This window comes from Spartinivicinus marinus (assembly GCF_026309355.1).
In the GTDB taxonomy this organism is placed as follows: Bacteria; Pseudomonadota; Gammaproteobacteria; order Pseudomonadales; family Zooshikellaceae; genus Spartinivicinus; species Spartinivicinus marinus.
This window is the reverse complement of sequence record NZ_JAPJZK010000001.1, coordinates 6079821-6092491: the sequence shown is the minus strand read 5'-3', so window position 1 is coordinate 6092491 and position 12671 is coordinate 6079821. Positions and strand designations below refer to the sequence as shown.

Sequence of the window (12671 nt, the reverse complement as noted above, 5' to 3'; positions counted from 1 at the left end):
CACTGGCTCAATCAACAGGCCTGTCTAGTTCGCTCTTTGCAGCTAACACTATTAATAACTGATAAACCTAAACAGCCTGAGCATGTTCGTTTAGCAGCTAGTGCTTATTTTGCTGCTGATGACTAAGCAGGTAGGTTTTCTACCTGTTTGGCTTCTTATATTGCATTACACTTAGTATAGAGACTGCTTGTTGACGTTTTTTGTAGAAGTTATGTCATGATTTGCTAGTGTATCACTTTGAGTGAAAAGTTATATTAGCTTGCACTTAATACTGTAGTGCTATTTGTTGTAAGGAGATGTAGTATGAGCCAATTTAAGGTCAGTTGTCGTTTGCCTGCAATGCTCAGTACATTATTCCACAGCAAAGGTATTAACTTCGATAACTTGTTACAGGCGATAAATTACGATCAGCAAGTCAACTTCCGGGATGAATTTTTCCTCTCTGTAGATGAGTACTTTCAGTTTTGGAGAGTCTTAGAAAGCGTTTCTGAAAACCCATTGATTGGCTTAGAAATTGGTATGGAAATTAAGCCAGAAACTTTTGATCCTGTTTTTTTAGCAGCTCTGGCTAGTAATAGCTATCAAGATGCGTTATCAAGATTTGCTCGATATAAGCAATTACTCTATCCAGCCAATATAGAAATTATTCAAAAAAACAAGGAGGTTTTAATTTATCATCAATGGCCTATTCAGTATGGTATTGAGCCAACAATACTTGCAGATGCAGAAATGGCTTTTGTTCTTCGTTTAGGGCGTTTGGGTACCCAAAAAAAAGTGCAACCAGTGAGAATAGAACTTACTAGAGACGCTCTTCCTGCAGGGTATAGGAACAAAGTAGGCTGTAAGGTTAAGTTAAAAGCTAAGAATAATGTATTAGTCATTGATGAGGAAACCTACCAAAAACCATTTTTAACCGCTAATCAAGGTCTACTTGATTTATTAGACGACCCCTTGATAAAAAAACTGGATATCCAAAGTGGTCAGGTTTCTATATCTCAGCAGGTAAAACAAGTATTAGTCAATATTATTACAGGGCAAAAACCAAGTCTAGAACGAGTGGCAGGTGAGCTTGCAATGAGCCCTCGTAGTTTGCAACGAAAGTTAAAAGAAGAAGGGAATACCTTTAATAATTTACTTATTGATGTGCGCAAAGAATTAGCTTCATACTATATGAAGCATAAAAAACTACAAAAAAGTGAAGTGGCTTATTTATTGGGTTTTGATAGTGTAAATTCTTTTTATAGAGCTTACCAAAAATGGTAATGGACTCCTCTAATAGTTATTAATTGAGATGATACTGGAGAGATAGGGTATGGGTAGATTAAATGGAAAGGTTGCAATAATTACTGGAGGAAATTCAGGGATTGGCTTTGCTACTGCAAGAAAATTTCATGAGGAAGGCGCTTCAGTCGTGATTTCTGCTAGAAATAAACAGCTGCTAGACTCTGCAGCAAAAGAGTTAGGAGAAGACATACTTGCCATTCAAGGTGACATTACACAAGTAAATGATGTACAGAATGTGGTCAATCAAGTTGTCGCCCAATTTGGCAGGATTGATATTGTTTTTGCCAATGCGGGTTTAGGTGAGTTTACTGATTTTCCAACGGCAGATGGAAACCATTATGATGAAATATTTGATGTCAATGTTAAAGGGGTTGTTTCTGTCATTCAAACAGCAATGCCCTATTTAAAATCGGGCGCCTCAATCGTTATCAATGGATCAATTTCAGGCTTAACTGGCTTTCAACGCTTACATGCTTACTCTGCTTCAAAAGGCGCCGTTTGTGCTTTAACAAGGTCTCTAGCCGCCGAACTGGCAGGTAGTAATATTCGTGTTAACGCTATTTCTCCTGGGTTAATTGATACTCCTATTCATGTAAAAATGGGGGTATTTGGTAAAGATATTCGTGAAAATGCTGAAAAATCTATTCCTTTAAAGCGTATAGGCACATCACAAGAGGTTGCTAATGTCGTATCGTTTCTAGCTTCTGATGAAGCATCATATATGACTGGCACTAATATAGTCGTTGATGGGGGGCTGACTGAAATACAATGATTTTTTAATATGTAGCGCTCGAACGCAAAGATTGAAACCTGGAGTTTACAAGGAATTGAGCTAAGTTTGGTAAACGAAGCTTTAAACAGTTGACTTGAAGTATTTTAATATGCTCCATTTCTTGTATTTTCAGTAAAGCACTACATATACTAGATGTAAATGGTATAGACAAATAGTGTGGGGTGGCATGATAGTGAGAAATACTTATTTATATAAATTAAATACTATGAAATACTCCGTCATGAGAAGGCCAACATTATATACCAGTCTCGAATCATTTCTAGGCTTTGTCATCCGATGGGCCCATCTAAAAACTCTTCGCATTGGGTATAGTATAATAATCCTCTAGATTATTAGTCATCGCTAAAGCATGTAGATTCTTTTAATAGATGTATTTCGAATCCAAACAACCTGAAATCAAGGCCCTGAAATAGTACAATTTTTTATAACTTTTCAAGAATAAGGTGTAGTTTTTTATGTCTCATGTAAGGCTGTTCGCGCTTAAAAAATTAAATAAATATCTATGTTTATCGGTAGTCAGTGGTTTATTTTCAACAGGCGCATTGGCAACACCAAAAAATCAGCTTAATTCTATTGATCTAATGGTTTTATATACAGATGGTGCTGAATTAACTGAGCAATCTTATGGTCAAGGGACTGGAATTGATAAGCGTGTTTCAGACTTGGTGAAGCAGTTAAATAAATTGTACAAAAATAACTCGGTTAATGTGCAGCTGAATCTTGTTTACTCGGCTTTGACGAAAGAATCAGATATCAACAGGCTGGATACAATTACGGTAGGTAATCACTCTGTTTCAATCACAGCAGCCAATCGACAGATACGAGATCTTCGAGCACAGTATGGCGCTGACTTTGTTCTGATATTAACCTCAGTGCCTAAGCAAATTTATGATGGTACCTGTGGAGTTGCCTCGACAAGTGGTAGTTTAGTGCAAAAAGGGCGCTTTTCCTTGCAAGATAGGGATCAAGCATATGCAGTGGTTTCTATCGACAAGGAAACATGTGATACATTTTCACGGCAACAGCATGAAACACTATTTGATGAGGTGGAGTTAGTTGCAGCTCACGAGTTGGGGCATTTAATGGGATTAAACCATGACCATAAAACAGAACGTCAAGACTTCAATGAGCTAATTAAAGATAATGAGTTAAAGAGTTACATAAAGGAAGTCTTGGCTGTTGTAAAAAAGGATGAATATGTAAAAAATAATAATAAACTACCTCCTAAAGGAACTATGATAGTCAATGATCCAACATTTGATGACTTTAAACAGATTAGTGGTGGATTGTATGATTATAGCTTTGGGTATGGAGTTGATGATCGGTTTACCACTATTATGGGGTATACACACAATTATGATGCTGAGAACCAAAACTGGCTGCCTTATTTTTCTACATCTAAATCAGTTGATTATACCGTTCCTATTTTTAGAATTGATAAAGCTAATTTAGTTAAAAATCTTGAGCAAGTTGATTCGATGGGTGAACCAGATTCCAACAACCTGCAGGCGATTAACCAAGCAGCTAAACAGCTTACTGGATTTTGTCCAAGTGCAGACGCTAGTACTGAGCTGTCTAATACAAATCCAAAAGCAGTCAAGTTAAAAGGTATGCAACTTAATGAGTTTAGCCTCATTCATGCTTACTCAATAGACTTTGATAAAACTCCATTATGGAGTCCAGATGATCCAAACAATACCAAGGGCTTTTATCCTTGGCAAGATTCTGAGTTACTGACAATTGTTGACTTAGGTGCGAACAAGCGTCTGTTAACGGTTACAACAACTAACAATACAATTCCTGCTATTGGCTTGGATTTAACCTGCTCTCTGCAACAAAACGAAACATACCGTTTTTCTGCTGAAGTGCAGGGGGGAGATCAAGGTATTGCCGCTCTTTGGTTGTATTATGAAACAGCACAGGGTACACAAGATTGGATACTGATCGATTATAAAACAGTTGATCAATTAAAGTGGACAACATTAACTGGTGATATTAAGTTGCCTAGTCAGTTATCAAATGTTAGATTGCTTATTGCAGGTGCAGCTGATGGCATTGGCTTTTCCTTAAAATCACTCAATATACTGACTAAACGCAAAGATTAGGTGGAAATACAGTTAGTCATTATGACATGGATGTCATGTATTAGGGTAATGCAGGATCAATTTAAATAAATCAATGTTGGAAGCTGCTGAAACTTTAAATAAATATCATACATATAGTATGATATTTATTTAAAGTACTTACCCTCACGAGAGTCTTTTAAAAATTTTGCATACTTTCCGTCTTCTTTTAGTTTGCGAAGGCCATAGTTAAAAATATTTAATAGCTGTTTACTTTTTTCACTTTTTTTCGAAAACATAAGAACTAATGGCCCTTGATCAACAGGTTTAGGGTGATAGGTGATCTGATCAAACTGTTCAGTTGAAAAATTTGTTTTAAGTATGTAAATGCCAACATCTAAATTTGAAGGGAACAGCTCAATTCTATGTTTAAGTAGCATCTTGAAATTTAATTCATCTTTAGGGGTTTGGTTAATTGTAAGGTTTAACTTTTTTTTTGCGGCTTCAAACCGGCTGCCATAAAAGTAGCCAATAGTTGTCCCAATTCTAATTTTTTGTAAATCATTCCATTGCTTCCAATCGAAATCGATACTTTTTAAATGAAAGAAAACTATTGTTTCATCAAGTAAAATATCTGAGAAGTAAAAATATTTTGCTCTCTCGTCGCTAGGTGTCCAGCCACCTGTTGCATCCCATCTGCCACGTTTGACGAGATCAAGAGCTCTAGCGCCAGTAAAGTAGCCATACTCAACTTCTATATTGCTTAAAGAAAATGCCTCAGTAATAATGCGATGCATCACTCCTTCAAATTTTAGGTTTTTAGAGCTGTATGGAGGCCACTCATCTGCGGCTATTCGTATTTTATCTTCACTAAAGCCAAAAGGAATAAATAAAAGGATTACTATTGTAATAAGTAGTTTCAAATTATTCCTCCTCAGGCATGCTAAGTTTAAATATAGCAATACAATGTGATTTGTTCTACAGCTATACTAAAATAGTGAATATTTTTCATGTTTAAATTAAGGTCTGACAATATAAAACCATTTTTTTTTAATGTTTTTTGCCATTCATTATCATCAGCTGTCTTATCTAAAAAAGGTGATATATCATCAAATACCTTTTTAAGGGAATGTGGCATCATAGTGTGACGAGTAAATGCGTCAATAGGCTTTTTTGAAACATGAAGTTGTTTATTTCAGCCGTGGATATTTGTAGTGTAGTAATAAGTTGCTTGACTAATAATGATAAAATCAATACGATTTAATTTAAGCATTTTAAGGAGGGCTTCTTCGCTATTAGATCTTCTGTACTAGGATATGTACAACGGCTGACGCCACCTATTAATAGTTAAGCTGGTTGATTTTTAATTTTTCTGGTTATGCTATCAGGCCCTATAGTACCCTGTAGCGTTGTAGTCGAAACTAACATGTTATCAACATAAAAGCTAAATTTATTTCCTATATGCTTCTCAGTGAACTCGCCAATTTTTAATGAGGAAGCCAAGTCAAAGCTTAGATTCAACAGTAATGTGCTGTTTTTAGAGGGTTCTATATTTGCATTCGTTAAATTATTAGTAGATATTTTTAGTGTTGCTTTGTCGGGGCTGTCAACTTTAAATGTAATGTCAGCCTGTACATTAATAGATGTGAATAAATAAATGGCTAATAAATATTTTAGTGCTTTCATGGTTGAGTCCTATATGTAAAGTTATGGCTATTATGGATTGAGTCTTGTTATATCTTAAATGTTTTTTGTTAATTAAATATGTTGTGTCATCTGTGGCTAGAAACTTGTCGTGTTATGCCAGTTTAAGCTTGTTATGAGCTATGTAAATTTATAACTGCCGACAGTATTGTATTGTTGGGCGTAGGTGGTATTTGTAAATAAAAATTTTATGTGGGAAAGTAGTAATGAAAAATAGAGTTATTGCAGTATCTGTTTTTGCTGTGGTTTCAGTCCCGGTTGTCGCTAGTGATAGTATTAACCCCTTCGCTGATGAGAAAAGTGGTTTTTACCTAGGTGGAGGTATTGGCGCTGCTCAATATTCAGATGCATATAGTAGGATTGAAGATTATTATAACCAATCAATATCAGAAACTAAATCATATAAACATACGGAAAGGAATGCTGTTGGTAAGTTGTTTAGTGGCTATCGAATTAATAAATATTTTGCTATAGAGCTTGATTACTTGAAAATGGATGACCTAGAAGGAGAGCAACGTAACTGGCCAACAGGAGGTATTGGTGAGTTTGGTGTTGAATCGTCTGCAAAAGTTGATGCATTAGGTATAAAAACTATTGCAATTTACCCAATAAACAATCGCATTGATGTATATGCGAGTCTGGGTGCTAAAAACTGGAGAGTAAAAGAAACTACTAAATATTATTATCCTATAAGATCTGATAAAGAAAACAAGAAAGAAAAAGGAGTGAGTGCTTCTTATGGTTTAGGAGCGAACTACAATATTTCAAAAAATTTGGCTGTAGGGATGCAATGGGAAAGAATTAATGATGTTGGTGATAAAAAGCTAAATTTTGGACAGACTGATATTGATGTTATAACAGCCTCTTTTCAATATAATTTTTAGTATATTGCGTTCATATAACTAACGCCAAGGATGGCATAGAGATTACTGAATAATGTTTGTGTGATTGGTCTTTAATTTATAGTCTTTATCTATCCAACTAAACCACTATACTATGATGTTCCCCTTCGTCTGTTGTATTGAGTATTCACTAATGAAAAAGAAAGTGGCTGCAGCTTTGACTGTTTTAACCGTTGTTGGCACTGGTTCTGTTTATGCAGAAGATATTCTCGTTAGACAATAGTGTCTTATCGTTGGTCTTCCACTGTAATAAGTGAAAACATCATACTTTGTGTGATGTCTTTCTTATTTTGAGTTAATAGAAGGATAGTGATTTATAGTAACTTCCTGCATACTTGTTTTAAGTGAAAATAATATAAATCACTCATAGCGTTTTAATATACTTTAAAAAACCTCACAAGGAATGAGAGTTCTTATAAGAAAGCTTGTACTTATATTTAGTACGTATAACTGTCAATAAATGATTATAATCAAATAAATAATAGCTGCTAAATAATTATAAGCTGCTTATATAGCCATTTTGGAAGTCTATAACTATAACAAATAGGTAATGATAATGGCTAACTCAATCCAATATACAGGCGTTAGTCCGTCTACTCAACCGACTGTGCGATATGCATCACCCCATGGCAGTGCTTCGGTGAGTAATCAAAATCCACCATTTTCCTCTGTTATTAATAAAACAGTTGTGCCTAATATCATTCGGTCACTGTCAAATGAACAGCAAAGTGGCTCTGAACATTCGAGAGCAGCTAGAACAAAACGTGCTGCTGAAGCTGATAGTCGTACATTAACTGGGGTTGTGTCTGGTTCTAATATTGAACGGGGTGCTCAATTGACGGTCAGTGATCGTAATGGGACCCGAGTGGTTCATGACCGCGATGATGGCCATATTGATGGTGTCATCCATATTAGGGTAAATCCTAATCAAAATGGCGATTACAGTATTAAAGTCGATAATGATCAGGCACCGGATTTTAGTTTTACTGCTAATGCAGGTAATACCCAAGTGCAGGGACTTAAGCCTGGTATACAAGACACATTAAGTCATGCACCTGCGGTATCAATAACAAATAATGGAAGTGGGCTACAGATAAAAGCTAATTTTTCGACAGAGCAAATTGCGCTATTTAAAACGATTACCAATGGCAATTTAATTGGTAATTTAGGAAGCAGTGCTTCTGACCCTCGTAATCAGCAATTTGAACAGCAACTGTTAGCAGGAACGGCTGACCCTTATAAGGTAAGTCAACTACTGAACAGAGTGGATAGTGCTCGGCGGTCAGCCATTATGAATGTCAATGAGCGACTATTTGATGTAGTCAATAACCTGCGAGGGTTAGAGGGGGTAAATTTAAAGAAACCACTCCCTACAGATAGTTCAACGGTAGCCTCTCAAAAATTATTTGAGGGGATGCAACAATTAAGTACTTTAGGCACAGCGCTGCAATCGACGTATGGTGATTTACAACAAGCATTAAAACAAGCAAAGGACTATGGCGTATCTGACGACTATTTAGCCTCTGGATTAACAGCACTTGAGTTTAATGGTAAAACCGGCGAAGCGGCACTCCAAGCAATGGAGACAAGAATTAAAGCCGCTGCTGATAATTTTTTTGATAAGGCAACTGATCTTGTTAAATCGGGTGACCAACTGATTGGCCGAATCAAAGATCATGAAGCGAAAAAGCAAATGATCGATACTCTGCAAACGGTGTTAGGCTTTGTAACCTTGAGCTTTTCTTTTGCTGGTGCAGCACGTAGCTTATTTAAAGGCGCGGCAGGTTTGCTTAAGGCATCTAAAAACACCAAGCTATTAAAGGAAGGGGCGGAAAGTGCTAAAAAAGCAGCTGATGAAGCCCAAACCAAGCTGGCAGAGGCGATTAAAAATACTCGGCCTAGAGTGCCGGGTAGTGCCCGTTATCGGCCTGATTTAATTGCCTTGGATAGGCAACGGGAGAAAACGCTGGGGTTACAGAAAATTGCAGGAGACGCCCAAAAAGCCTTCAATGATGGAGTGAAAGCAGTCAGTAAAAAACGTAATGCATTAGTAGACTCAGTCAAAACTGGGCTGGATAGCGCTACCAGCACGGCATCAACCATTAATCTAACGATTGCACGACACAGGCCAGGTGTTAAACAAGTTGATGATAGTGCCTTGGTTAGACAGGCTGATCAATTTATGAGTACTGGTGATAGCGCAGGGCTGCGCGAATCGGCCAGTTATCAACGGTTTCATAACACCTTTGTAGATATGTATCTGAAGTATGCCGTTGCGCTGGATATGGGGCAGAAAGTTGAGCATCATCATGCCTATGGGGAATATGATGATGGTGGTTACGATATGGTGCATATGCCACCACCTGAAGCCCACAAACGAAAGCGTAAGGAGATGGAAGCTCGGGTTGTTGAGTTGAATAACCAGGCTAATCCTGGCGAGTTTTACTATTTAGTCGATCAGCGAAAATCTCGGGGATTCTGGCGACAGTCATCCTGGTCATTGGATATTATTAAAATTGATACCGGGGCTTATATGAAAGTACCCGCCAGGGCTTACCTGCATGGCAACAATGTTACCCGTGATTTTTCAGAGTTTATTCCTGACTTTGATAGCGCCGATTTTGTGGGTATTATCAGTTAGTGAATAAGTTTTAAATAAAAATTGCTATTTATGAAACCTTTCACCTAAAGGCCCGTATAAGGGCCTTTTCAATATCTATCCTTTCATATTCATAAAAAATTGTTCAAAAATAAAGTGATAGCCAATAAAAATGATCTTTCGTTAAATAATTGCTAGAGGTTACCATTAAAGTGGTTGTCATGTTTAATAAAGCAACTGTTTGCTATTCAATATATTTATAAATAATCAATCAACTACTTAGTGATAATAATTAAATTATTACACCTGGCTGATAATTCTTTTGTATTTGCTTCAAACTTTTAAGAGTAGGCAGTTCCTGTTAACTCTGAAAGCTTGTTTAATTATGTCAATTGGTTATCTGTATCAAGGAATGTCCAAAAGTTCCCATTATTTTGGATATCTTCCTAAGCCTCTAAATTTTTCACATCATTCTTGAAGAAGGGTAAATTAAAGTGAAATACCGTTGGCAACCTTTAATAAAAGGGGCTCTGCTTTATTTGTTATTAACTGGGAGTGTGTGCGCTGCAACAATTGATGTGTTAGTTGTGCACCCCTATAACGTAGGTCGAGATGTTAAAGCTCGTGCTTCCTCAATGGTTGCCTGGGCAAACCAGGCATACGCTAATAGCGGAGTTAATATACGTTTAAACTTAGTTCATGTTCAGTCCATTAGAGGCTATGGTACTGTGAGTGAATATGCGCTCAATCAGGTTTCTAGGGACAGACAAATTGCTCAATTAAGAGAGCGCTACGGCGCTGACCTTGTTAGCTACTTAGCCCCTAGAACAGGTGGTTTATGTGGAATTGCCTGGGTACCTAATGGTGATGGAAGAAGTGGTCGTTTTTATCGTGGTGCCAAGGGTTATGGTTTTAGTGTAGTGGCTACTGATTGTACTTATAGTACCTTTGCCCATGAATTAGGCCATAATATGGGGCTGGGCCATTCTGCGGGGCAGGGCAGTAATGGGGGGATTTGGTATTGGGCCCGTGGTCATGCTGAATATAATAAATTTGCCACGGTTATGGCTTACCCCTGGTTCTACCGGGCAAAAGGTTTACAGTATTTTTCTAACCCTAATATGCGTGGTCACTGCATGGGGATGACCTGTGGTGTTAACAACTATGCGGATAGTGTGCGGAACATGAATAAAGTGGCTACACAGATGGCTAACTTCATGCCTACGAAAGTAACTACCCGGCCACCCACTAATCAGCCTAAACCACCCACTAATCAACCACCAAAAACCCCAACGACACCGACGACCAACTGTTTAAAAAATAAATCATACAGCTATCGTTCAGATGAATTATTAAGTTGTGTACCTAAACGAAATTTGGCAAGTAGCGGTAAGTCACGTTATTACTTTATTTATTTCCCTAAAGGTGCTAAACATCTAGACCTATCATTGTCTGGTGGCAGAGGTAATGCTGATTTATATATTCGCCTGCCAGGGTGGCCATCGCGAAATCGTTATGGTTATCGCTCAGTGTCCTCTGGTAATAATGAAAGAATCCGCTTAAGCAACCTACCACAAAATAGGTATTATCACATTATGGTTGATGCGGTAAGTTCATACAGTGGAGTAACATTGCAAGCTAAAATAACCAAATAAATCAGATAAGCTGCCAGAAAATGTAAACTCCCAAAAAATAAAGTGGGTTAACCGTTTCTCAACAAAAACCCACTTTATTACTGAAAACCTTCCTTCTATCTATAGGGCACCTCTAATAATTGTTCAAGACCCCCGTCAGCTTGTGCAGAGGCTATAAACAATTATTAGAGGTGCCGATACCCATTATTAATGCCTCACGAGTGATTCATCCCTTAGGTAATAAGCGCTTCTACCACAAAAATCTTGGATTGTTATCAGCTTTAGAGAAAGGGCATATTGAGTATGTTGTTTAAGTACCTATACTTTAGAGAGTATTGCCATTGTAGTTGAGTAGGATGTTTGTATGTTAAAGCATTACAAAAAAGCAGTTATTGGCCTATTCATGATGGTATTTAGTCACGCTACCATTGCAGGTGAAGTGGAGGTATTGCATTGGTGGACTTCTGCAGGTGAAGTACGGGCTTTAAACGCACTGAAATTATTGCTAATAGAGCAGGGCCATAGCTGGAAAGACTTTTCTGTAGAAGGTGGTGGCGGTGACAAAGCAATGGCAGTACTGAGATCGAGGTTATTATCGGGTGCTCCACCAACGGCTGCTCATGGTAAGGGTGGGCATATGCAAGAGTGGGGAAAACTAGGCCTATTGGCTAATTTAGGTCAGATTGCTGATGAGCAAAACTGGCCAGAAATACTACCCACCTTTGTCAATGAATTAATGAAATATAATGGTCAGTATGTCGCTGTGCCAGTGAATATCCATCGAATTAATTGGTTATGGGTGAATGCAGCGCTTTTGCAGCAAGCGAATGTAGCGGCGCCGACAACAATAGAGGCATTCTGGCAGGTAGCAGATAAGCTTAAAAAGGCTGGGATTATCCCTTTAGCTCATGGTGATCAGCCTTGGCAAAACTCAATACTATTTGAAATGTTACTGCTAGGGATAACTGATTCCCATTTTTTTAAAAAAGCATTTATTGATTTTGAGGAAGAGAGTCTTTCCAGTAAAAAAATAATAAAGGTATTTGCTGCATTAAGGAAACTAAAACAGTATATGGATCCTAATATTGCCAATCGAGATTGGGATAAAGCCACTGATATGGTGATTCAAGGGAAGGCGGCAATGCAAATAATGGGAGATTGGGCAAAAGGAGAATTTACTGCGGTCAATAAACAATTAGGTAGAGATATTTTATGTTTGCCAGTGCCTTCTACCGATAAGCTTTATTCTTATGTCGTTGATAGTTTTATTATGTTTAACATTGTTGATCAAGAGAATAAAAAAGCACAAATAGCTCTTGCAAAGCAAATGTTAAATAAAAATTTTCAGCAAGTATTTAATATCAATAAAGGCTCAATACCTGCCCGTCAAGATATGAGTATGAATGCATTTGATATATGTGCAAAAACAAGTAAAGAAGCGGTTCAAACCGTTGGTAATGAAAACGTGTTGCCAAATATATCTATAGGCATGGCGACATCGATATATACGCAAGCAGCTATATCGGAGGTAGTCACTCACTTTTTCCGTAACGATAAAGTCACGCCTGAACAAGCCGCTGAACAATTAGCTAATGCTATTAAAGTGAGTTTGTAGGGGGACTTTATTGCCTTGCTTCCCACCCTTAAAAGTGATATTCGAAAACTAAGTGTGAGCTATTTATCTGTTTTGAG

Annotated in this window: 9 protein-coding genes; 7 read left to right on the top strand and 2 right to left on the bottom strand. The window is 37.5% G+C overall.

All coding sequences use genetic code 11. From position 1 onward, the window contains the following. The first annotated feature begins 303 nt into the window (after positions 1-303). The 3 genes from OQE68_RS26830 (at position 304) to OQE68_RS26820 (ending at position 4182) form a co-directional block, all read left to right on the top strand. The gene (locus tag OQE68_RS26830) at positions 304-1263 is read left to right on the top strand and encodes an AraC family transcriptional regulator (protein ID WP_180569535.1); all 960 of its coding nucleotides are present in this window, start codon (positions 304-306) and stop codon (positions 1261-1263) included. Between the two features lie 49 nt (positions 1264-1312). Beyond that, positions 1313-2056 carry an SDR family NAD(P)-dependent oxidoreductase gene (locus OQE68_RS26825; protein WP_180569536.1) on the top strand — a complete coding sequence of 248 codons (744 nt, stop codon included), beginning with the start codon at positions 1313-1315 and terminating at the stop codon, positions 2054-2056. 476 nt (positions 2057-2532) lie between these two features. After that, entirely contained in the window at positions 2533-4182 is a 1650-nt protein-coding gene (locus tag OQE68_RS26820; protein ID WP_180569537.1) for a zinc-dependent metalloprotease family protein, read from the top strand. A 125-nt stretch (positions 4183-4307) separates the two neighbouring features. On the opposite strand, the gene OQE68_RS26815 is transcribed toward OQE68_RS26820, so the two are convergent. Then, the gene (locus OQE68_RS26815; RefSeq protein WP_180569538.1) at positions 4308-5063 is read right to left on the bottom strand and encodes a substrate-binding periplasmic protein; all 756 of its coding nucleotides are present in this window, start codon (positions 5061-5063) and stop codon (positions 4308-4310) included. A gap of 424 nt (positions 5064-5487) precedes the next feature. Then, the gene (locus OQE68_RS26810; RefSeq protein ID WP_180569539.1) at positions 5488-5826 is read right to left on the bottom strand and encodes a hypothetical protein; all 339 of its coding nucleotides are present in this window, start codon (positions 5824-5826) and stop codon (positions 5488-5490) included. Between the two features lie 224 nt (positions 5827-6050). Between OQE68_RS26810 and OQE68_RS26805 the strand changes: the two genes are divergently transcribed. From OQE68_RS26805 to OQE68_RS26790, 4 genes are all read left to right on the top strand, one after another. Next, the gene (locus OQE68_RS26805; RefSeq protein ID WP_180569540.1) at positions 6051-6728 is read left to right on the top strand and encodes an outer membrane beta-barrel protein; all 678 of its coding nucleotides are present in this window, start codon (positions 6051-6053) and stop codon (positions 6726-6728) included. 574 nt (positions 6729-7302) lie between these two features. Then, on the top strand, positions 7303-9387 hold the full coding sequence (locus OQE68_RS26800) for a hypothetical protein (RefSeq protein ID WP_180569541.1): 2085 nt from the start codon (positions 7303-7305) through the stop codon (positions 9385-9387). A 452-nt stretch (positions 9388-9839) separates the two neighbouring features. Then, positions 9840-11000: a zinc-dependent metalloprotease family protein gene (locus OQE68_RS26795; RefSeq protein WP_180569542.1), complete on the top strand. Its 1161-nt coding sequence runs from the start codon at positions 9840-9842 to the stop codon at positions 10998-11000. Positions 11001-11343: 343 nt separating this feature from the next. Further along, on the top strand, positions 11344-12594 hold the full coding sequence (locus OQE68_RS26790) for an ABC transporter substrate-binding protein (RefSeq protein ID WP_180569543.1): 1251 nt from the start codon (positions 11344-11346) through the stop codon (positions 12592-12594). The last annotated feature ends 77 nt before the right edge of the window (positions 12595-12671 follow it).